Genomic DNA, 21,446 nt, shown 5'->3' with positions numbered 1-21,446 from the left:
TGTCAGCCCTTCGGAGGCGTGGCGGAGGCGGTGGGAGCGGGGGCGGGTACGGCGACACGTCGAGCGAGGTCGGCGGGCAGGCCCGCGAAGAACGCGACGACCTCGCTCGCCTGGTCGCGGGTCAGGATCAGGGGCGGGGCGAGGCGGATCGCGTCGGGCTGCACAGCGTTGACGATGAACCCGGCCTCGAGGGCCAGGCGCGCGACCTCGGCCGAGACGGGCGCCGCGAGCTGGACGGCGATCAGCAGGCCGTGGCCACGCGTGCCGGCGACCACGGGGTTGCCGCACGCAGCGATGCCCTCGCGCAGGTGCTCCCCGACCGTGCGCACGTTGGCCAGCAGCCCGTCGCGCTCGATCACGGCGAGCGTCGCGAGCGACGCCGCCGCGGCGACAGGGTTGCCGCCGAACGTCGTGCCGTGCTGGCCCCGTCCCAGGAGGGTCGCGGCACGCTCGCCGAACGCCACGACGGCACCCACCGGGAACCCGCCGCCGAGCCCCTTGGCGAGCGTGACGACGTCGGGCACGACGCCCCCGCCGATCTCCTGCTGCTGGAACGCGAACCACGTCCCCGTGCGCCCCACGCCCGTCTGGACCTCGTCGAGGACCAGCAGCGCGCCCGACGACGCGGTCAGCTCGCGCGCGGCCACCAGGTAGCCCGGCGGGAGCGGGCGCACGCCCGCCTCGCCCTGGACCGGCTCGACGAACAGCGCGGCGACCTCACCGCGCGCGGCGACGGCCTCGTCCGAGAACGCCTCCTCGAGCGCGACCAGGTCGCCGAACGGCACGAACTCGACGCCACCGGGCAGGGGCTCGAACGGCTCGCGGTACGCGGCCTTGGAGGTCAGCGCGAGCGCGCCCATGCTGCGGCCGTGGAAGCCGCCCTCGAGCGCGAGGATCCTGGTCCGCGTGCCCGGGCCGGCGGCCCCGTCACGGTTGCGGCGCGCCATCTTGAAGGCGGCCTCGTTGGCCTCGGTGCCCGAGTTGGTGAAGAAGACGCGCGATCCCTCGGGTGCCTGCGCGAGGTTCAGCAGCCGCTCGGCGAGCGCGATCTGGGTGGGCGTGCCGAAGAAGTTCGACACGTGCCCGAGCGTGCCCAGCTGGGCGCTGACGGCTGCGGTGAGCGTGGGGTGCGCGTGGCCCAGGGCGTTGACCGCGATGCCCGCGAGCAGGTCGAGGTAGCGCTTGCCGTCGGCGTCCCACACGTACGCACCCTCGCCGCGGACCAGGACCTTCTGCGGGGCCCCGAACGTGTCCATGACCGCGTGCGTGTAGCGCTCGGTCCACTGCGCGACGCTGCCCGGTCCCGTCAGGGTCGTGTCCGCGGTGCCCTCGGGGCCGGGTGCACCCTGGACCTCCGTGGCCGCGGAGCCGGTCACGCTGCCCGCGGTGGTCGGCGAGATCTCGCCGGTCGTGCCGTTCATGCCTGCTCCTGCGAGGTGACGTGGTCGGTGGGGGCTGTCGTGGTGCTCGACGTGAGCGGGTCCGGGACGACCATGGTCCCGTTGCCGCGCGTCGTGAAGACCTCCAGGAGGACCGAGTGGGCCACGCGGCCGTCGATCACGGTCGCGCGCGGGACGCCGCCGGACACCGCGCGCAGGCAGGCCTCCATCTTGGGGACCATGCCGGACTCGAGCGAGGGCAGCAGCGCCGCGAGCTCGGACCGCGTGATCTGGCTGACGAGCGAGGTCTTGTCAGGCCACGAGGTGTACAGGCCCTCGACGTCGGTCAGGACGATGAGCTTCTTGGCGCCGAGCGCGACCGCGAGCGCCGCGGCCGCCGTGTCGGCGTTGACGTTGAGCACCTGGGTGGGGTCATCGAGGTCCGGGGCGATGGTCGAGACGACCGGGATGCGCCCGGCGTCGAGCAGGTCCTGGACCGCGGACGGGTGGACCTCCACGACGTCGCCGACCAGGCCGACGTCGACGGGCTCGCCGTCGACCATCGCGTGCCGGCGCTGAGCCTGGAGCAGGCCGCCGTCCTCTCCCGAGAGCCCGACCGCGTAGGGCCCGTGGGCGTTGATGAGCCCGACGAGCTCTCGCGAGACCTGTCCCGTGAGGACCATGCGGACGACGTCCATGGCCTCGGGGGTCGTGACGCGCAGCCCGCCGCGGAACTCGCTCTCGATACCGAGCCGCGCGAGCATCGCGGAGATCTGGGGACCGCCGCCGTGGACGACCACGGGGTGCAGGCCGACCTGGCGCAGGAACACCATGTCGCGCGCGAACGCGGCCTTGAGCTCGTCGTCGATCATGGCGTTGCCGCCGTACTTGACGACCACGAGCGCCCCGCGGAACTCCTGGAGCCAGGGCATGGCCTCCAGCAGGACCTCGGCCTTCTGGCCGGGGGTCAGGTCGGTGCGGGTGTCGAACACGAAGTCCTCGGAGGTGGAGGCGCTCATGACGAGTACGCGCTGTTCTCGTGGACGTAGTCGTGCGTGAGGTCGTTGGTCCAGACCGTGACCTGCGCGTCACCCGCGTGCAGGTCGATCTCGACGTGCACCTCGCGTGCCGAGGCCAGGTCGACGAGCTCGCGCGGCTCGCCCACCCCCCCGGCCCGGCAGACCTGGACCCCGTTGATCGACACGTCGAGCTCGAGCGCGTCGAAGGGTGCGACGTCCTCGGGGACGGTCCCCACGGCCGAGAGGACCCTGCCCCAGTTGGGGTCGTTGCCGAACACCGCGGCCTTGAAGAGGTTCGAGCGCGTCACGGCGCGGGCGACCGCGAGGGCCGCAGTCTCGTCGCTCGCGTTCTTCACGACGACCGCGATGTCGTGGCTCGCGCCCTCGGCGTCCGCGACCAGGGCGCGGGCGAGGTCCGCGCACGCCTCGGTCACGGCGGCCGTGAGCTCCTCGAGGGTCACCGGCACCTGGGACGCGCCGGAGGCCAGGAGGATCACCGTGTCGTTCGTCGACATGCAGCCGTCCGAGTCGACCCGGTCGAACGTGGTGGCCGTCGCGGCGCGCAGCGCGGCGTCGGCGGTGGCGGCGTCGACCACGGCGTCGGTCGTCAGCACGCAGAGCATGGTCGCGAGGCCGGGCGCGAGCATGCCCGCCCCCTTGGCCATGCCGCCGACGGACCAGCTCGAGGCGCCGTCGACGCTGTGGCCGTCGCGCACCTCGCGCGTGACGAGCACGGTCTTGGCGACCGTGTCGGTCGTCATGATCGCGAGGGCCGCGTCGGGGCCGCCCTCGGCGTCGGCAGCCCCCGCTGCCGCGTCGCAGCCCGCGAGGAGCTTGTCCATGGGCAGGCGCTCGCCGATGAGTCCCGTCGAGCAGACCAGGACGTCGCCCGCGGAGACCTCGAGGAGGTCGGCCACGTACTCGGCCGTGTGGTGCGTGTCGGCGAAGCCCTCGGGTCCGGTGCACGCGTTGGCGCCACCCGAGTTGAGGACCACGGCGCGCGCGATCCCGTCCGCGACGGCCTGGCGCGACCACGCGACGGGGGCCGCGAACACGCGGTTGGACGTGAAGACGGCCGCCGCGACGTCGAGCGGCCCCTCGTTGACGACGAGGGCCACGTCCTTGCTGCCGGTGGACTTGAGCCCGGCGACGACTCCTGCGGCCCGGAAGCCGAGCGGTCCGGTGACGGTCACGGTGCGACCCCTTCGGTGGTGAGCCCCAGGGTCTGCGGCAGAGCCAGGGCGATGTTCATGGACTGGACGGCGCCGCCTGCGGTGCCCTTGACGAGGTTGTCGATCGCGGTGACGGTCACGACGCGGCCTGCGGCGCGGTCGATCGCGACCTGGACGAGGGCTGTGTTCGCGCCCAGCGTCATGGCCGTCGTGGGCCACTGGCCCTCGGGCAGGAGCTGGACGAACGGCTCGCCCGCGTACGCCTGCTCGTAGGCCTGGCGCAGGGCGTCGACGCTCAGGTCCTGGTGGCCTGGCGCGAGGCGCGCGGTCGCGGTCGCGAGGATGCCGCGGGACATGGGGACGAGGGTGGGCGTGAACGAGATGGTCACCTCTGCCGCGCCCGCCGAGCGCAGGTTCTGCGCGATCTCGGGGATGTGCCGGTGCGAGCCGCCCACGGCATAGGGCTGGGCCGAGCCGAGCGCCTCCGAGGCGAGCAGGTGCGTCTTGAGGGACTTGCCCGCGCCCGAGTACCCGTTGGCGAGGACCGCGACGACGTCGACCGGGTCCAGGAGCCCCGCGGCCACGCCGGGCTGCAGGCCCAGGGTCACGGCCGTGACGTTGCAGCCCGGTACGGCGATGCGACGCGCGCCCGCGAGGACCTCGCGCTGCTTGGTGTACTCGACCCCGGCGCCCGTCTGCTCGGCGATCAGGAGCTCGGGCAGGCCGTAGGGCCAGGTGCCCGCGTGCTCGGACCCGTAGAACGCGGTCCAGTCCGCGGCCGAGGAGAGCCGGTGGTCGGCACCGAGGTCGAGGACCAGGACGTCGTCGGGCAGCTGCGCCGCGATCTCACCGGACGCGCCGTGCGGCAGCGCGAGCACGACGACGTCGTGGCCCACCAGGTGCTCGACGCTCGTCGGCAGCAGCACGCGGTCCGCGAGCGATCGCAGGTGCGGCTGGTGCAGCCCGAGGACCGACCCCGCGTTGGAGTGCGCCGTGAGCGCTCCGACCTGGACCTCGGGGTGCCCGGACAGCAGCCGGAGCATCTCCCCTCCCGCGTACCCGGAAGCCCCGGCAACCGCCACTGTGATCGTCATATGCAGAACTATACATAGTTATGCAGTCGAATCAGGAACTACCGACCCCAGACGCCCAGCTCGTTGCCGCTCGGGTCGAGGAAGTGGAAGCGCCGCCCACCGGGAAAGTCGTAGGGCCCCTCGAGGATCTCTCCACCCGCGTCCTGGACCAGCAGGAGCGACTCGTCGAGGTCTGCGGAGAAGAGCAGGACGAGCGGGCCACCCCGCGTGACCTGGTCGGCGAGCGCCAGACCGCCCGCCTCCGCCTCCCCCTCCTCCGCCGCTGTGCGGAAGCCCGCGTACCCCGGACCGTAGGGGACGAACTCCCACCCGAAGGCCTCGGCGTAGAACGACTGCGCCTCGGCCATGTCCGTGACGGACAGCTCGAGGTAGTCGATCGAGTGATGGATGCCGTGCGCATGGGTAGCCATGCAGGCAGCGTGCCACGCGGCACCGACACCGGACCGAGCCGCGGACTGCGCCCGTCGCCCCGGACGGGTCGGCCGGACGCATCCGGTACCGCTAGGGTCTCGGCATGTCGCGGAGTCGCAGGGGTGGGTCAGGCATGCGGACGATGGAGTTCGAGGAGGAACAGGCCGAGGGCGAGGGGGCACAGACCGAGCCCGGGAGTGCCGGCACAGCAGACAGTACGAGCACGATCGAGGGCACCGGAACGGCTCGGCCCTCCGGCCGCCGGCTGAGCCGTCGATGGATCGCGGGCGGCGCCGTCGTCGCCGTGATCGCCGCCGGGCTCGCGCTCGGCGGAGAGATCGAGGACCGGCGCGCCGCCGACCGCCTGGTCGCTGCTCCCGGTGGCCTGTCCCCGTGGTTCGCGGAACCGCCTCAGGAGCTGTGGTCGCTGGACACGCCGGGGGGTCGTCTCGTCTCCGGTGGCGCCGCAGGGCTCGTGCTCCTCGACCGCGAGACGGTCTCCCGGGTGGACCTGGGCACGGGAGACCTCGAGTGGTCGCGCGAGGTCGGCACCGACCTCGAGTGCGGGACGGACGTGGGCTGGCGGGCGGCCGTCGACCAGGACGACCCGCTCGTGTGCCTGTCGGGCACCGACGACCGGGAGGTGACGGTGCTCGACGGCGACGGGAACGCCCTCGGCGAGCTACCGCTCGACGACTTCCTCAGCACGGGAGCAGACGTCGCGCCCGGCCCCGCGGGGTCGGTCGTCCTGGCCGAACGGGTGGGTGAGCCGTCGGACGCCGCCCCTGAGACGACCGTCAGCGTCCAGACGACGAACAGCTCCGAGGACGTCGTCGTCCCCGTCGGCAGGGGCGTGCAGGTCTCGGTCGTCGACGCCACCACGGGCGCCGTCCGCTGGGAGCACGAGGTCGACTTCGTCCTACCCGGCGACGCGGTCGGCGACTGCGTCGCCCGCTTCAGCGACGAGGAGGGCGTCGAGTCCCACACCGTCGACGTCGAGAGCCTGACGGTCCGCTACGCCGGAGGGGTCGTCCAGGTCTCCGGCTGCGGGGTGCGCTCGCTGTTCTCCGCCGACGGCGTCCAGCTCCAGGCTCCTGGCGACGCGAGCATCGGCGTGGTCCCGGTCACGTCGGGCGGGTTCGTCTCGATCGCCGGGGACGTCGAGACCACCAACGCGCTGGACGACGACGGCACGGTCCGGTGGGAGAGCCCGGGACGCTACCTCTACCCCGGCTCGACCGACGGCTCCGCGCTCGAGGTGTCGCTGCTCTCCTCCGACGGCCGGCTGGTCGCGGTCGACCCTCGCGACGGCCGCCAGCTGTGGACGGCGGACATCCCCGCCGAGCAGGTGCTGGTGCAGGCCGGCGAACAGGTCGTCGTCACGAGCTACCTGTACCGGTGGGCGCTCGACCCCACCACCGGGCAGACGCTCTGGGAGACGGAGGCCGGCTACGGCGACCGCTTCTCGGCCGGCTCCTTCACGGACGGCAGTCGTCTCATCGAGGTCACGATGCGCGGCGACCAGTCCACGGACGGCACCCGCCTCACGGCTCACGAACTCAGGACGGGCCAGGAGGCCTGGGTCGTCGACGGCCTGTCGGACCTCGGGTGGTTCGCCGCGATCGACGGAGCGCTCCTCCAGGTCGGCGAGGGGACCGTGACGCGCTGGGGCTGAGCGGGCGGGCGGCGGGCGCCTGCCCTCGCGCCGCCGCCCGCCGTGCCGTGAGCGCAGGTCAGGCGCGGGTCGCCGCCGCGACCAGGGCCCGCACGCTCGCGCCCAGCACCGACGCGTCCCTCCCCACGGCCCACGCGACCGCACCGTCCGCCGTGCGGTGCTCGAGGTAGGTCACAGCCCCCGCGTCGCTGCCCGAGGTGATCGACTGCTGCGTCAGCCCCAGCACCTCGACCGGGAGTCCCAGCCCGGCCAGGATGCTCGCGAGCGCGTCGACGGGTCCCGCACCGACCGCGGACCGCTCGACCCGCTCACCCTCCACGGACAGCACGACGTCGAGGCGCTCGCCGCCGTCGTGCGTCTCGCCCGGCCGCACGACCGACCAGGCGAGCGGCAGGATCTGGCGACCTCCGTCGTCGGGCAGGACGTACGCCTCCTCGAAGAGGCGCCACAGGCGCTCGGCCGTCACCTCTCCCCCGCTGTCGTCCGCGTGCTCCTGCACGCGGCCCGCAAAGTCGATCTGGAGCCGTCGCGGCAGCTCGAGCCCGTACGCGGACTCGAGCAGGTAGGCGATGCCACCCTTGCCGGACTGGCTGTTGACGCGCACCACGGCGTCGTACGAGCGCCCGACGTCGGCAGGGTCGACGGGCAGGTACGGCACCCTCCAGGGGGCGTCCGCAGGATCGAGGCCCGCCGCACGCGCCTGCGCGTGATGGCGCGCGAACCCCTTGCGGATCGCGTCCTGGTGCGTCCCGGAGTAGGCCGTGTGGACCAGGTCGCCAGCGTACGGGTGGCGCTCGTGCACACCGATCCGGTTGCAGTCCACGACCGTGCGACGGATCTCGTCGATGTCGGAGAAGTCGATCTCGGGGTCCACGCCCTGCGCGTGCAGGTTGAGGCCCAACGTCACCAGGTCGACGTTGCCCGTGCGCTCGCCGTTGCCGAACAGGCAGCCCTCGACGCGCTGCGCGCCCGCGAGGACCGCGAGCTCGGCGCACGCCACGCCCGTGCCGCGGTCGTTGTGCGGGTGGACGGACAGGATCACGGCCTCGCGCCGGTCGAGGTTCCGGTGCATGTACTCGATCTGGTCGGCGTAGACGTTGGGCGTCGCGACCTCGACCGTCGCCGGGAGGTTGAGGATCACGGGCCGCTCGGGCGTCGCGTCCCACAGGGTCGTCATGCGCGCGCAGACCTCGAGCACGTAGTCGGGCTCGGTGAGGTTGAAGACCTCGGGCGAGAACTCGAAGCGGACGCGCGGATCGTCCCCCGCGTGCCGCAGGACCTCGGTGCCCGCTGCGGCGATCAGGTCCGAGAGCTCGGCCCGGCCCCTGCCCAGGACGACGTCGCGCCAGGTCGGGGCGGTCGCGGTGTACAGGTGCACCACGACGGGGTTGCGCAGACCACGGACCGACTCGAAAGTCCGGGCGATCAGGTCCGCCCGGGCGGCCGTGAAGACCACGATCGTGACGTGCTCGGGCGCCAGGTCCGTCTCGGCGATCAGGCGGACGAAGTCGAAGTCGGTCTGCGACGCCGACGGGTAGCCGACCTCGATCTCGGTGTAGCCCATCGCGACGAGCAGCTCGAAGAACCGCCGCTTGCGGGCGGGGTCCATGGGCTCGGTCAGGGCCTGGTTGCCGTCCCGCAGGTCGACGGGCACCCACAGCGGCGCCGCGGTGAGGCGACGGGTGGGCCACCGGCGGTCCGTGAGCGGGACGTCGACGCGCGAGAACACGTCCTGGTAGCGGTGCGAGGGCATGCGCGAGGCGCGCTGGCGGTTCCACGCGGGCCGGCCAGGTGCTGGTGGGCCGTCGGGGGTGCACAACGTGGGGAACGGGCTGGTGGTCATGGTCATGTCTCCGGGTGCGGGCCGCGCGGTGCACGGCAGGCGGCGTCCGACCGGCGCACGGCAGACCCCCACGGCGGGGAGCCGGTCGGCTCAGGCCCCGCCGCGGCGACCAAGAAGGAGTGCGCTCCACGACATGGGAGGTACGCTAGCCGCGATCAAGTCCTCAGACAACCTGAGAGGTTGGCTCCCATGCCCACGCTCCGCCGGCTCCCCCTCGCCGACCAGGCGGCCGAGCTCATGCTCGACCGCGTCCGCACCGGCACCTGGCCGCTCGACCACCGGCTGCCCGGCGAGCAGGCGCTCGCAGCCGAGCTCGGCGTCGGACGATCGACCGTGCGCGAGGCCATCCGTCAGCTCGCGGGCAGAGGGGTGCTCGAGAGCCGCCAGGGCTCGGGCGTCTACGTCGTCCGGGCCGAGCCGGGCGAGGACTGGCAGGAGGTGCTGCGGCGCGGCGAGATCGTCGACGTGCTCGAGGTCCGCGGAGCCCTCGAGACCGAGGCCGCCCGGCTCGCCGCGGCCCGCCGCACCCCGGCCGACCTCCGCGCCATGGCCGCGGCGCTCGCGGGTCGCGGCAAGGTGCCGGCGACCGCGAGCGCGCAGGAGTACGTCGACGCCGACCTGGTCTTCCACCGAGCGGTCGTCGACGCCGCGCACAACGCGGTCCTGACCGACCTGTTCGCCACGTTCGTCCCTCGCCTGCGTCGGGCGATGGTCGACATGATCGAGCTCGACGGCGCGGGCGAGCGCCACCGGCACGACCAGGACGCCCACGAGGCGATCCTCGACGCCGTCCGCGACCGCGACGCCGACCGTGCCGCCGCGACGAGCCGCCGGCACCTCGACTCCGTCCACGAGAAGGTCACCCGTGAGCACTGACACCGCCTCCCCCAGCGTCCCGGCCAGGTCCCCGTCCTCCGTGCGCGCCGGCACCCGGGGTCCCGTCCCGCCCGCCGACGCACCACCACCCTCGGCGGGCGCCGTCGTGCTGGACCTGCGCGACGTCGCGTTCGTCCGCAACGGCCGCACGATCCTCGAGCACGTGGACCTCACGGTCCGCGCGGGCGAGCACTGGGCCCTGGTCGGCCCCAACGGTGCGGGCAAGAGCACGATCCTCAGCCTGTGCGGGGCGCGCAACCACCCCACGCGCGGCGAGGTCGACGTGCTGGGGAGCACGCTCGGGCGCGTCGACGTCCAGGCCCTGCACAGCAGGATCGGGCACGTGAACCCGCGTCACCCGCTGCGCACGCCGCTCACGATCCAGGAGGTCGTCCTGACCGGGATCACCGGGACGACCGAGTGGCGCCAGCGCTGGGAGCCGACCCGGGCCGAGGTCGACAGGGCGCGCGCCCTCGTCACGGACATGGGGCTCGCCGGCAAGGAGCACGAGCAATGGACCACGCTGTCCCAGGGAGAGCGCGGGCGCACGATCATCGCCCGGGCGCTCGTCGCCGACCCCGCGCTGCTGCTGCTCGACGAGCCGAGCACGGGGCTCGACGTCGCGGCACGCGAACAGCTGCTCGCGACGATCGACGCGGTGCGGGTCGCGCACCCCGAGGTCGCCTCGGTCCTCGTGACCCATCACCTCGAGGAGCTGCCCACGTCGACGAGCCACGCGCTGCTGCTCGCGCCGGGGCGGGTCTCCGCGGCCGGTCGCGCGGACGAGGTCCTGACGACCGAGGCCGTCTCGCGCTGCTTCGCTCATCCCGTCCACGTCGAGCGCCGCCACGGACGCTGGCGGGCCTCGGCGGGTCCGGGCACCGCCTGACCCGACGCCCCGCCTAGGCTGACCCCATGCGCGCGATCCAGGCACTCCAAGCAGGCGGCCCCGACGTCCTCGAGCTCGTCGAGCTCCCGACCCCAGCACCCGGACCCGGCGAGCTCCTCGTCGACGTCGCGGCGGCGGGCGTCAACTTCATCGACACCTACCGTCGGGCGGGGGTGTACCCGATGGAGTACCCGCACGTGGTCGGAACCGAGGGCGCGGGCGTCGTCGCAGCGGTCGGCCCCGGCGTCACGGACTTCGAGCCCGGCGACCACGTCGCGTGGACCAACGCGTTCGGCTCGTACGCCGAGCAGGTGGTCGTCCCGGCGGACGTCGCGATCCCCGTGCCGGAGTCGGTCGACCTGCGCGTCGCGGCGGCCGTCGGCCTGCAGGGGCTCACGGCCCACTACCTCGTGACCTCGACGTACCAGGTCCAGCCCGGGGACGACGTCCTGCTGCACGCGGGGGCCGGAGGCGTCGGCCTGCTCGCGACCCAGCTCGCGGTGCGCCGCGGCGCGCGCGTCATCACGACCGTCTCGACCGAGGCCAAGGCCGAGCTGTCGCGCGCGGCCGGGGCGTCCGACGTCGTGAACTACGCCGAGCTCGACGACCTCACGACCGAGCTGCCCGCGATCGTGCGCGACCTCACGGGCGGTCGGGGCGTCGCGGTCGCCTACGACTCGGTCGGCAAGGACACGTTCGAGGCCTCCCTCGCGTCGCTGCGCCGCCGCGGGATGCTCGTGCTGTTCGGCGGGTCCTCGGGCCAGGTGCCTCCGTTCGACCTCCAGCGCCTCAACAAGGGTGGCTCGCTGTTCGCGACCCGCCCCAAGCTCGACGACTACACCGCGACGCGCGCCGAGCTCCTCGAGCGCGCCGACGAGGTCTTCGCGCTCGTGGCCTCGGGCGACCTCGACGTGCGGGTGGGCGCGACGTTCCCGCTCGCCCGCGCCGCCGACGCGCACCGCGCCCTGGAGGGCCGGGAGACGACCGGCAAGGTGCTGCTCGTCCCGGGCGCCGCCTCGTGAGCTGGGACTGGGTGCCGCCGCGCCCCGGCGAGGACGAACCCACCCGGCGCACGGACCGCCGCCTGCGCCTGGCGCTGACCGTCCTCATGGTCGTCTTCACGGGCGTGCTCGCGGTCTACTACCTGACGGTCGGGCTCGACCAGATGCGCGCGCAGTGCGTCACGGAGCGCCCCGAGGGCGTGTCGTCGAACGAGGTCAGCACGTCGTGGCGCTGGTGGCCGCCCGGGTACAGCTGCACGTACCCGGACGGCGGGACGACGAGCGCCTGAGGACGGCCGCTCGCGCCGAGAAGTGAGCAGATGCCCCCGTTCCCCCCGGATCAGGAGCATCTACTCACTTCTCGGCGCCCCCGACCGGCGCCTCGGGCCAGGTCGGCCGGGTCAGCCCCTGCTCGAAGAACAGGTACTCGTGCATCGAGGACAGCTCGAACGCGCGCAGCATGCGTTCGAGCTCGGCGGGCGAGGCCCAGCGCGCGGCTTCGTCGGCGAACGAGCACGCGGTGCGTGTCGCCTCCTGGAAGGCCGGGTCACCGTAGAGCGAGATCCAGCGCGCGTAAGGATGCCCGTCGAGGTCCCCCGCCCGGCGCACCAGGACGTCGCCGATGTACGAGTACAACCAGTAGCACGGCAGCAGCGCCGCGACGGTCTCCGCGTACGACCCGTTCGACGCCGCGTGCAGGTGGTTGGTGTAGGCGGCGGTCACGGGAGAGGGGTCGACGCTCTCGACCGCCCCCCGGTCCATCCCGGCGTGCTCGCCCAACCAGTCACGGTGCAGCGCCTGCTCGACCTCGAGCGACTCGACTGCCGCCCCCGCGAAGAACTGCCGGGCCTCCGGCGTCGGCGCGAGCTGGCTCGCCCGCGACAGCACGCGCGAGTACTCGGCGAGGTACGCGGCGTCCTGCGCGAGGTAGAACCCGAAGTCCTCGGCGGCGAGGCTCCCGTCCGCGAGCGCCCGCACGAACCCCATGCTCTCGACGGCCTCGCGCCACCCCTCGATCCGCGCCCAGGCCTCCTCGGAGAACACCTGCCTGCCCAGCGTGGGCAGGTGCGCCAGGTGGTCGACGGGTCCGCGGCCCGTGCCCACCGCCAACGCTCCCCCGGCCCGCAGCGCGCCGGTCAACCAGGTCTTCGCGTCGCGCGTCGCGCTCTCCCAGCCGTCCCGTCGGGGACGCAGGGCGGCGACCGCCGCCGACAGCGAGCACCCGGTCCCGTGGGTGTGCACGGTGTCGACGCGGGGCGCGGAGAAGGTCGTGACGTCGTCGGGCCCGCACGCGCCCACCAGGGCGTCGGGCGACTCCTCCCCGGTGAGGTGACCACCCTTCAGGAGCACGACGGCGCCGCTCGCCGCGTGCAGGCGCCTCGCCTGGGCGAGGGCGTCGGGCCAGGTGGTCGCGGCCTGCTCGCCGACGAGGACGGCGAGCTCGGGGAGGTTGGGGGTCACGAGGTCGGCGAGCGCGACCAGCTCGCGCACGGCCTGCTCGGCCTCCTCGTCGAGGAGGCGGTGGCCGCTCGTGGCGACCATGACGGGGTCGAGCACGACGAACGGCGGCTGCACACGACGAAGCCACGCGGCGATCGCGCGTGCGTTCGGCTCGTCGGCGACCATGCCGATCTTGACCGCGTCGATCGTGACGTCGTCCGAGACCGCGTCGAGCTGCTCGGTGAGGAAGTCCGCACCCAGGACGTGGACCGTGCGGACGCCGTGCGTGTTCTGCGCGACCAGGGCGGTCGTGACCGCCATGCCGTACGCGCCGTGCGCCGCGAACGCCTTGAGGTCGGCCTGGATCCCGGCGCCTCCCGTCGGGTCGGTGCCCGCGATGGACAGGACGCGGGGGCGGGAGGCCTCGGCCCCCGGCGACACGCCGTGCTCGGTCGCACCCCGGGTCCCCGGCGCAGGTGCGGGGGTGGGGGTGGGCAGGACAGGTGCGGTGGCAGCAAGCGACATTGCCGACATCCCTTCGCTAGTGCTAGCTAGATCAGGTTCGACGGGTGTGTTCTCAGCCCGGCTCGTGGGAGCGGGCACCCCGTGTCATTGCAGGGAACTCTAGCGGGCGAGGGGCGTCCTGCCGGCGGCGGTCCGCCTGGTGGCGGCACCTGAGGCGTCGCCCGCCTCTATGCTCACCGCATGGTTCGCTCCGCTCCCGCTCGCCGGCGTCGCTCGCGCCCCTCGGCCTCACGATGACCGACGACCTGGTCGCCGGGCTCCTCGACCCGGACCCCGAGGTCCACGAGGACGCGGTCGACGACGCCGCCGAGCGAGCCATGAACGACGACCAGGGCGCCGTCGACGCCCTGCGCGACGTCGTGCTGCACGTCGAGCGATACCCGATCGGCACGTTCGAGCGGACTCTCAACCGCCTCTACGCCTTCGCGGACCCATCGCTCGAACCGGCGATGATGCGCGCCCTCGAGTCCGGGGTGTCGGCCACCTGGTACCTCACGGCAGCCTGCGCTCGGGCGGGATTCCGGGGAGCCGTCCCCTACGCCCTCGCCCTGCTCGGCTCCCCCGTCACCTCCGAGCGGAGTGTCGGCTGCGAGGTGCTCGGTGACCTGGACGCGCACGAGGCAGTGCCGCACCTCGTCGCCCGGCTCGGCGACCCCGAGCACGTCGTGCGGGAGGCCGCGGCCGGAGCGCTGGCCGGTCTCGGGGGTGCCGACGCCGTCGACGCGCTGCGCCGCGAGCTCGTCGAGCACCGGTTCCCGCTCCTGGGGTACGTGGCGAACGCCCTGGGCTCGATCGACCCCGACCAGTCGGTCTGGCTCCTCGACCAGGCGTGCGCACCGGACGTCCACACCCGGTACTGGGCGGTCCGTGCCCTCGGGAGAACCGGGAGCGAGCGTGTCCACGAGCGGCTGCTCCACGTCGCAGCAGACCCTGCGGAGGAGACCGTGGCCATCGCGAACGGCAGCACGGTCGCGAGCGCGGCACGCAAGTCCCTGAAGACCTGGCAGCGCGTGCGCCGTGTCCGCACCGGTACACCGAGCGCGAGCGCCGACCCCCTGTGATGCTGGGGGCACTCAGACGCCCCGGGAGGCAGCATGCGCGTCACCACGGCCGACGTCCAGCGGATGACGTCCGCGCTGTTCATCAGCGAGGGGCCGTCCTCCCGGTCGCGTCAGGCCACGTTCTGGACCCTGCTGATCCTCGCCGCGATCATCGCGTCGGCGGGCGTCGCAGCCGACAGCACGGCCACCGTGATCGGCGCCATGATCGTCGCGCCCCTCATGACGCCCATCGTCGGGACCGCGCTCGCGATCGTCCTCAACGACCACAGGAACCTGACCTCGTCGGCGCTCCTGGTCGTCGCGGGCGCTGCGGGGGTGGTCGCGACCGGGTACGTCGTCGGGCTGTTCGTCCCGATCGAGATCGTCGCGGCGACCAACAGCCAGGTCGCGGGCCGCGTCACGCCCCAGCTCATCGACCTGCTCGCGGCGCTCGCGACCGGGGCCGTCGGTGCGTTCGCCCTGGTACGCGCTGACGTGTCGGACGCCCTGCCGGGCGTCGCCATCGCGATCTCGCTCGTCCCGCCGCTCGCGGTCGTCGGCCTCACGCTCGAGTCCGGGGCCCCGAACCAGGCCTTGGGGGCGCTGCTGCTGTTCGCGACCAACGTCGCGGCGATCATCGCGACCGGCACGATCGTCTTCCTGCTCTTCCAGGTCCGCACGGCCGCAGGCGAGACCGAGCGGTTCGTCGGCCCCCTGCGGGGTGCGAGCCTCGTCACGGTCGCAGCTGCCCTGCTCCTCGTCGCGGTTCCCCTCAGCACCATCAGCCAGCACGTCCTGCGGCAGAACGCGGACAAGATCGCCGCGGCTCCTGTGGCCCAGGCGTGGGCCGAGCAGGAGAGCTGGACGATCACCGGGATCTCCTTCAGCGGGTCGGTCCTGAGGATCGAAGCGATCGGCCCGGCCCCCGAGGCCGATGCCGCCACCCTGCGCGCGGCGCTCGACGAGGCGGGGCTCGCCGACGTCGACGTCGACGTCACGCTCGTGATCGGTGGGACGAGGCGACTGCCGGCGACCGGCTGACGGCCCGACGGCCCCGCCCGGTTGAGCGCGCCCGGTGAGCCCGCCCGGTTGAGCCCGCGCGGTGATCGGCGGATCCTGGAGGTGGGCCAGGACGGCCCCACGACGAGGAGGCCGGTCATGAGCTCGACCCACGGGAACGACGTCTCACCTCGGACCCGCTCGGAGGGTGGTCCGGACCGCGGCCGTCGACGCCTGGTCCTCGCCCTGGCACTGGTCGGCGCGGCCCTCGTCCTCGCCGCGTGCGCCCCAGGACCCAACCCCGACGTCGGCACGCCCACCGCGGACGGCAGCCCGGCGGGGTTCTGGCTGGGCCTGTGGCAGGGCATCATCGTGCCCGTGACGTTCGTGATCTCGCTGTTCACCGACACGGTGAACATCTACGAGGTCCACAACAACGGGAACTGGTACGACTTCGGGTTCGTGCTCGGCCTGGGGCTGTTCGTGGGTGGTCCGTTCGGGGCGTCCCGCGGACGCCGCCACTCCTGACCACCGAGCGACGAGCGACAGTCGCTCAGTCCTGCCGGATCGCCTCGCCGGCGATCTCGATCTCGACCTTCTTGCCCACCAGCAGCCCGCCGGTCTCCAGCACGACGTTCCACACGAGCCCGTAGGCCTCGCGGTCGAACGTGCCCGAGGCGCTGAACCCGAAGATGTCGCGGCCGTACGGGTCTCGCCGCGCCCCGCCGAACTGCATGGTCAGATCGATCGGCAGGGTCACTCCCCGGATCGTGAGCAGCCCGCTCACGACGAAGTGCCCCGCACCAGCACCCTGGATCCTGGCCGCAGGGACCTCGGAGCGCTCGGGCGAACGGTTGCGCAGGCGCGCCCAGCTGAGCATGGCGTCGTCCTGCGGGCCCTGCCAGCGCACCGACGTGCTGCGGAACTCGACGGTCGGGAATCGCTCGACGTCCAGGAAGTCGGCGCTGCGCAGGTGCCCGTCGCGCTCGTCGTGGTGGGTCGTGAGACTTGTCGCGTCCATGGTCGCGGCGACCGTGGACGCGAGGGGGTCGGCCCCGACGACGATCGTGGCGCTCGCACGCGTGAGCTCACCGCGCACCGGCGAGACCATCATGTGCTTGCCGAGGAACCCGACCCGCTTGTGGGCCTCGTCCAACAGGAACGTCCCCGCATCCGGGATCGTCATGCCGTTCCAGAACCGGGTCGGGTGGTCGATCGTCATCCGGGCAGGGCCTCTCGCTCGTTCTCGCAGGTGCAGAACGGCGGTGTCCGCACCGACCGGGTCGGTGTGCCCCTCGAGCATTCCCCATGAGTAGTAGAAAGTTCAACTACTCGAAGGGTGAACCTGGCCACCTCCCGACCACGGTGGACGACGCGAAGGGCCGCTGCTCCCGGAGGAGCAGCGGCCCTTCTGATCGGTCGCGGGAAGCGAGCGGCCCGGGTTCAGCGCGCCGGGAGCGCCCCCGGCATCGGGTCGTCGTCACCGAACCGCGTCACGCGCAACCGACGCGCTTCCGGTCCTGGCACGCTGTCCGTCGAGCCGGTGGCAGCGTCGGACGCGGCTCGCAGCGACTCGGGAGAGTCGTGCGTGACCCGGACGAACGCCCCCGACCACGCGTCGAGCTCTCCGCGCGCGACCGCGACGATCATCTCGACCGTCCGCTCGACCGGGGTCCACTCGGTGCGTCCCACGTGCATGTCCATGGACGCGGTCAGGTCGGTCTGCACGACCCCGGGCGAGACCTCGAACGTCCGCAGCCCCCGGGCATGACCCGACAGGTGCAGGTTCGACCCCATGCGCAGCAGCGCGGTCTTGCTCGCGTTGTAGGCGCTCGCACCGTCCATGTCGTGCGAGCCCGCACCGGAGCTGAGGTCGACCACCCGGCCCCCGCCGCGGGCGAGCATCCGGGGGACGACCGCGCGTGCGAGCAGGAACGGCCCACGCACGTTGGTCTCCATGACGGACCACCACTCGTCGGGGTCCGCCTCCCACAGCGGGACCTCGGCATCGATGCGCCCGGCGTTGTTGACCAGGAGGTCTATCCCGCCCAGCTCGGCCTCGGCGCGCGCGACCGCCGCGTCCACCGACGCGGGCGAACCGACGTCCGCGACCAGCCCCACGGAACGGCGACCCAGCGCGCGAACCTCCGCGACGACGTCGTCCACGCGGGACGCGTCCCGACCCAGGACCGCGACGTCCAGGCCCGCCTCGGCGAGCCCCCGCACGACCGCGCGGCCGATCCCGCGCGTACCGCCCGTGACGAGGGCGGTACGCGCGGGGGCGACGCTCACGACGTCAGCCACGCAGCTCGGCCCCGACCTTCTCGTGCGCCGCGGCGACGGCCGCGGCGCGCACCGCCGCGGAGTCCTCCGCGGTCAGGGTGCGGTCGGTGCCGCGCAGGCGCAGCGAGAACGCGAGCGACTTCTTGCCCTCGCCGACCTGGGGACCGGTGTAGACGTCGAAGAGCGCGAGCTCCTCGAGCAGGTCGCCCGCCCCCTCCTCGATCGCGGCGCGCACGGCCGAGGCCGGCACGGAGGCGTCGACGACGAGCGCCAGGTCCTCCTTCGCGAGCGGGAACGACGAGACGGGAGCCGCCTGCACGGGCTGCTCCGGGGCGGCGGCGATCAGGGCGTCCAGGTCGACCTCGAACGCGACGGTCCGCGCGGGCAGGCCGAGCGTCTCGAGCACCTTGGGGTGCAGCTCGCCCGCGTGCCCGACGACGGTCCCGTCCGACAGCTCGAGCCTCGCCGTCCGGCCGGGGTGCCACGGCGCGTGGTCGTGGTCGGCGACGACGACCACGTCCACGCCCACACGGTCGGCCACGAGCTCGGCGGCCGCGAGCGCGTCGGTCCAGTCGGCGGCGCGACCTGCGCCCCACCAGCCCGAGGCGTCGCGCTGCCCCGTGAGGACTCCCGCGACGCGGCGCGGCTGCGGCGGGACCGCGGCCTGCAACGTGGTCAGGTCCTGCTCGCTCGGGCGGACGCCGCCCGGCAGCTGCGGCGCCGCGGGCGCACCGGCGACCGGGCGCGTCACGAGGCCGATCTCGAAGATCGCGAGGTCTGCGTTACCGCGTCCCACGTTGCGCTTGAGCGTGCCGAGCAGCGTCGTGAGCAGGTTCGTCCGCATCTCGGGGTGGTCGTCCGCGAGCGGGTTGACCAGCCGCAGCGCGCGACGACGCTCGTCGTCCACCGGAAGGCGCAGGTCGTCGTGCGCCTGCGGGTTCACGAACGGGTAGCTGAGCGTCTCGACGAACCCTGCCTCCGCGAGGGCGCGCGCGACCGAGCGGCGGAGCTGCTGCGCGGTCGTGAGCCCACGGCCGGCCGGGGCCGGCGGGAGGATCGACGGGATCTTGTCGTAGCCGACGAGGCGGGCGATCTCCTCGACCAGCTCGGCCGCACCGGTCAGGTCCGGGCGCCACGTGGGCGGGGTGACCTCGAGGGTCGTGCCGCCGTCGAGGTCGCGGACCGTGCAGCCGATCTCGACGAGGACGCCGCGGACCTGTTCCGAGGTGTACTCCACACCCACGAGCCGCTCGGCCTCGCCGATCGGGAAGACGACGGGCGTGACGGGGGCGACCGTGTTGAGGTCGCTCACGGCGGAGTCCGCGGTGCCTCCACCGAGCTCGACGAGGAGGTCGACGACGCGCTGGGCCGCGACGGGCGGCAGCGCCGGGTCGGCGCCGCGCTCGAAGCGCTTGGCCGCCTCGGAGGGCAGCTTGTGGCGACGGGCCGAGCGCGCGACGGTGATCGGGTCGAAGTGCGCGGCCTCGACCAGGACGTCGGTCGTGGTCTCGCCGACCTCGCTCGAGGCCCCACCCATGACGCCCGCGATCCCGAGCACCCGCGACGCACGAGCGCCCTCGGGCGAGTCGGTGATGAGCAGGTCCTCGACGTCGAGCCGACGGTCGACGCCGTCGAGCGTCGTGAGCCGCTCCCCCGCGTGCGCCCGGCGCACGACGATCGGGCCTGCGACCTTCGAGAGGTCGTAGGCGTGCAGCGGCTGGCCGAGGTCGAGCATGACGTAGTTCGTGATGTCGACCGCGAGCGAGATGGGACGCATGCCCGCCTGCGTCAGGCGGCGCTGCATCCAGGCCGGGGTCGGCGCCTGCGGGTCGATGCCCCGCACGATGCGCGTGACGAACCGGTCGCAGCCGGTCACGCCGTGGATCGGGGCGTCGTCCTCGACCTCGACCGGGAATCCGTCGGGCGTCACGCCCGGCAGGTCGCCCGACGGGAGGCCGCGGTCCGTGAAGGCCGCGCCCGTGGAGTGCGAGAACTCACGTGCCACGCCGCGGTAGGAGAAGCAGTAGCCGCGGTCCGGCGTCACGTTGATCTCGAGGACCTCGTCGCCGAGGCCCAGGAGCTCGAGCGCGTCCGTGCCGGGCGTCGTGTCGTAGCCCGTCTCCGGGGAGTACCCGTAGCGGTCGAGCACGATGATGCCGTCGTGGTCCTGCCCCAGCCCCAGCTCCTTGGCCGAGCAGATCATGCCGTCCGAGACGTGGCCGTAGGTCTTGCGGCTCGCGATGGGGAACGGTCCGGGCAGCACGGCACCGGGCAGCGCGACGACGACCCGGTCACCCGGGCCGAAGTTGTGCGCGCCGCAGATGATGCCGCGCGGCGTCCCGCCCTCGGCGACCGGGACGCCGTCGACGTTGTGCGTCCCGACGTCGACCTGGCACCAGTTGATGACCTTGCCGTTCTTCTGCTCCTCGGGCTGGACCGAGACGACCTGGCCGACGACGAGCGGACCCGTGACGGACGACCCGTGGATCGCCTCCTCCTCCAGGCCCACCTTCACGAGCGCGGCGGCCAGCGTCTCGGCCGTCAGGTCGGCCGGCAGCTCGACGTGCTCGCCGAGCCAGTCGATGACGATGTTCGGCATCAGATCCCCATTCCGAACTGGGTCGAGAAGCGGACGTCGCCCTCCACCATGTCGTGCATGTCTGCAATTCCGTGGCGCAGCATGAGCGTGCGCTCGATGCCCATGCCGAACGCGAAGCCCGAGTAGACCTCGGGGTCGATCCCTGCGGAGCGCAGGACGTTCGGGTTGACCATGCCGCAGCCACCCCACTCGATCCAGCCGGCCCCGCCCTTCTTCTGGGGGAACCACAGGTCCATCTCGGCGCTGGGCTCGGTGAAGGGGAAGAACGAGGGGCGCAGGCGCGTGCGGGCCTCGGGACCGAACATCGCCTTCGCGAAGTGGTCCAGGGTGCCGAGCAGGTGCGCCATGGTCAGGCCCTTGTCGACCGCGAGGCCCTCGACCTGGTGGAACACGGGCGTGTGCGTCGCGTCGAGCTCGTCGGTGCGGAACACCTTGCCGGGGCACGCGATGTACACGGGCAGCTCGCGCTCGAGGAGCGTGCGGGCCTGGACCGGCGACGTGTGCGTGCGCAGCACCAGGTTCGACGGCTCGCCCGGCTCGCCGTCGGGTCCCGCCGGGGTCTGGAGGAAGAACGTGTCCTGCATCTGGCGGGCCGGGTGGTCCGGACCGAAGTTCAGGGCGTCGAAGTTGAACCACTCGGCCTCGATCTCCGGCCCTTCCGCGATCTCCCAGCCCATGGCCGTGAAGAAGTCGGCCGCGCGCTCCTGGAGCGTCTCGAGCGGGTGCCGTGCCCCCGCGGGGGCACGGTCGACGGGGAGCGTCACGTCGACCGACTCCTCGACGAGGACCCGCTCGTCGCGCTCGGCCTCGAGGACCAGCGTGCGCGCGGCGAGCGCCTGGTTGAGGCGCCCACGGATCGGTCCGAGGAGCTTGCCCGCGGCCGCCTTGTCAGCGGGGGCGAGCTGGCCGATCTGGCGGTTGGCGAGGGCGAGGGCGCTGCGGTCGCCGGTGTGCTGCAGGCGCACCGACTTCAGCTCGTCGAGGTCGCGGGCGGCCTCGACCGCCGCGAGGGCCTCGGAGAGGACGACCTCGAGCGCGGGGCCGTCGAGGGGCGACGGCGCAGCGGGCTGTACCGGATCAGGGGTGGACATGCGTGCCTTCCTGGCGGGATCGGGACCGGACGCGCAGAGGTCACCTCGCGCGTCCAACTGAAGATTCTAGAGCGCCCGCCGGGGCACGACCGGTCGATCCGCGGCCGCCG

Annotated in this window: 19 protein-coding genes and 1 riboswitch; of the genes, 8 read left to right on the top strand and 11 right to left on the bottom strand. The window is 73.2% G+C overall.

Annotated features, from left to right (window positions below; translation table 11 throughout):
• Positions 1–2: 2 nt before the first annotated feature.
• Genes ACIPWA_RS04790 through ACIPWA_RS04770 form a run of 5 tightly spaced genes read right to left on the bottom strand, consistent with a single transcriptional unit; the run spans position 3 to position 5,074 of the window.
• On the bottom strand, positions 3–1,421 hold the full coding sequence (locus tag ACIPWA_RS04790) for an acetylornithine transaminase (protein WP_400288410.1): 1,419 nt from the start codon (positions 1,419–1,421) through the stop codon (positions 3–5).
• Positions 1,418–2,398, bottom strand: a complete 981-nt coding sequence (argB, locus tag ACIPWA_RS04785) for an acetylglutamate kinase (protein WP_400288408.1) — start codon at positions 2,396–2,398, stop codon at positions 1,418–1,420. Before argB ends, ACIPWA_RS04790 begins: the two co-directional genes overlap by 4 nt.
• Positions 2,395–3,591 (bottom strand): bifunctional glutamate N-acetyltransferase/amino-acid acetyltransferase ArgJ, encoded by a 1,197-nt coding sequence (gene argJ / locus ACIPWA_RS04780; protein WP_400288406.1) that lies wholly within the window; start codon positions 3,589–3,591, stop codon positions 2,395–2,397. The genes argB and argJ overlap by 4 nt, the downstream gene beginning before the upstream one ends.
• The gene (argC, locus tag ACIPWA_RS04775) at positions 3,588–4,664 is read right to left on the bottom strand and encodes an N-acetyl-gamma-glutamyl-phosphate reductase (RefSeq protein ID WP_400288404.1); all 1,077 of its coding nucleotides are present in this window, start codon (positions 4,662–4,664) and stop codon (positions 3,588–3,590) included. The genes argJ and argC overlap by 4 nt, the downstream gene beginning before the upstream one ends.
• Before the next feature lie 38 nt (positions 4,665–4,702).
• Positions 4,703–5,074: a VOC family protein gene (locus tag ACIPWA_RS04770; RefSeq protein WP_377616548.1), complete on the bottom strand. Its 372-nt coding sequence runs from the start codon at positions 5,072–5,074 to the stop codon at positions 4,703–4,705.
• 134 nt (positions 5,075–5,208) lie between these two features.
• On the opposite strand from ACIPWA_RS04770, the gene ACIPWA_RS04765 reads away from it, so the two are divergent.
• On the top strand, positions 5,209–6,750 hold the full coding sequence (locus ACIPWA_RS04765; protein ID WP_400288402.1) for an outer membrane protein assembly factor BamB family protein: 1,542 nt from the start codon (positions 5,209–5,211) through the stop codon (positions 6,748–6,750).
• 58 nt (positions 6,751–6,808) lie between these two features.
• Here the strand turns inward: ACIPWA_RS04765 and ACIPWA_RS04760 are convergent, their stop codons facing one another.
• A complete protein-coding gene (locus tag ACIPWA_RS04760; RefSeq protein WP_400288490.1) occupies positions 6,809–8,593 on the bottom strand; it encodes a 2-isopropylmalate synthase in 1,785 nt (594 codons plus the stop codon).
• Between the two features lie 189 nt (positions 8,594–8,782).
• Here ACIPWA_RS04760 and ACIPWA_RS04755 point away from each other — a divergent pair, with 189 nt between their 5' ends.
• The 4 genes from ACIPWA_RS04755 to ACIPWA_RS04740 are packed head-to-tail and all read left to right on the top strand — an operon-like array spanning position 8,783 to position 11,649.
• Positions 8,783–9,469, top strand: a complete 687-nt coding sequence (locus ACIPWA_RS04755; RefSeq protein WP_400288400.1) for a FadR/GntR family transcriptional regulator — start codon at positions 8,783–8,785, stop codon at positions 9,467–9,469.
• A complete protein-coding gene (locus tag ACIPWA_RS04750; protein ID WP_449870370.1) occupies positions 9,459–10,358 on the top strand; it encodes an ABC transporter ATP-binding protein in 900 nt (299 codons plus the stop codon). Before ACIPWA_RS04755 ends, ACIPWA_RS04750 begins: the two co-directional genes overlap by 11 nt.
• Positions 10,359–10,384: 26 nt before the next feature.
• On the top strand, positions 10,385–11,380 hold the full coding sequence (locus ACIPWA_RS04745) for a quinone oxidoreductase family protein (RefSeq protein WP_400288398.1): 996 nt from the start codon (positions 10,385–10,387) through the stop codon (positions 11,378–11,380).
• On the top strand, positions 11,377–11,649 hold the full coding sequence (locus ACIPWA_RS04740) for a hypothetical protein (protein ID WP_400288396.1): 273 nt from the start codon (positions 11,377–11,379) through the stop codon (positions 11,647–11,649). The genes ACIPWA_RS04745 and ACIPWA_RS04740 overlap by 4 nt, the downstream gene beginning before the upstream one ends.
• Positions 11,650–11,713: 64 nt before the next feature.
• Here ACIPWA_RS04740 and thiD read toward each other — a convergent pair whose 3' ends face one another.
• On the bottom strand, positions 11,714–13,324 hold the full coding sequence (gene thiD, locus ACIPWA_RS04735) for a bifunctional hydroxymethylpyrimidine kinase/phosphomethylpyrimidine kinase (protein WP_400288394.1): 1,611 nt from the start codon (positions 13,322–13,324) through the stop codon (positions 11,714–11,716).
• A riboswitch (TPP riboswitch) is annotated at positions 13,316–13,416 on the bottom strand. It overlaps the preceding gene by 9 nt.
• A 141-nt stretch (positions 13,417–13,557) precedes the next feature.
• On the opposite strand from thiD, the gene ACIPWA_RS04730 reads away from it, so the two are divergent.
• From ACIPWA_RS04730 to ACIPWA_RS04720, 3 genes are all read left to right on the top strand, one after another.
• A complete protein-coding gene (locus tag ACIPWA_RS04730) occupies positions 13,558–14,385 on the top strand; it encodes a HEAT repeat domain-containing protein (RefSeq protein WP_400288392.1) in 828 nt (275 codons plus the stop codon).
• A 33-nt stretch (positions 14,386–14,418) separates the two neighbouring features.
• Positions 14,419–15,405, top strand: a complete 987-nt coding sequence (locus ACIPWA_RS04725; protein ID WP_068627495.1) for a DUF389 domain-containing protein — start codon at positions 14,419–14,421, stop codon at positions 15,403–15,405.
• Between the two features lie 117 nt (positions 15,406–15,522).
• The gene (locus ACIPWA_RS04720; protein ID WP_400288390.1) at positions 15,523–15,891 is read left to right on the top strand and encodes a hypothetical protein; all 369 of its coding nucleotides are present in this window, start codon (positions 15,523–15,525) and stop codon (positions 15,889–15,891) included.
• A 25-nt stretch (positions 15,892–15,916) separates the two neighbouring features.
• Here ACIPWA_RS04720 and ACIPWA_RS04715 read toward each other — a convergent pair whose 3' ends face one another.
• The 4 genes from ACIPWA_RS04715 to pheS all read right to left on the bottom strand — a co-directional run bounded on the left by ACIPWA_RS04715 (position 15,917) and on the right by pheS (position 21,336).
• The gene (locus ACIPWA_RS04715) at positions 15,917–16,585 is read right to left on the bottom strand and encodes a YceI family protein (RefSeq protein ID WP_400288388.1); all 669 of its coding nucleotides are present in this window, start codon (positions 16,583–16,585) and stop codon (positions 15,917–15,919) included.
• A gap of 221 nt (positions 16,586–16,806) precedes the next feature.
• Positions 16,807–17,655: an SDR family NAD(P)-dependent oxidoreductase gene (locus ACIPWA_RS04710; RefSeq protein ID WP_400288386.1), complete on the bottom strand. Its 849-nt coding sequence runs from the start codon at positions 17,653–17,655 to the stop codon at positions 16,807–16,809.
• A 4-nt stretch (positions 17,656–17,659) separates the two neighbouring features.
• Entirely contained in the window at positions 17,660–20,245 is a 2,586-nt protein-coding gene (pheT, locus tag ACIPWA_RS04705; protein WP_400288384.1) for a phenylalanine--tRNA ligase subunit beta, read from the bottom strand.
• Positions 20,245–21,336 carry a phenylalanine--tRNA ligase subunit alpha gene (pheS, locus tag ACIPWA_RS04700; protein ID WP_400288382.1) on the bottom strand — a complete coding sequence of 364 codons (1,092 nt, stop codon included), beginning with the start codon at positions 21,334–21,336 and terminating at the stop codon, positions 20,245–20,247. Before pheS ends, pheT begins: the two co-directional genes overlap by 1 nt.
• Positions 21,337–21,446 lie beyond the last annotated feature (110 nt).

Source organism: Oerskovia enterophila, from assembly GCF_044748475.1.
GTDB classification, from domain to species: domain Bacteria; phylum Actinomycetota; class Actinomycetes; order Actinomycetales; family Cellulomonadaceae; genus Oerskovia; species Oerskovia enterophila.
This window is presented reverse-complemented; position numbering and strand designations above follow the sequence as displayed.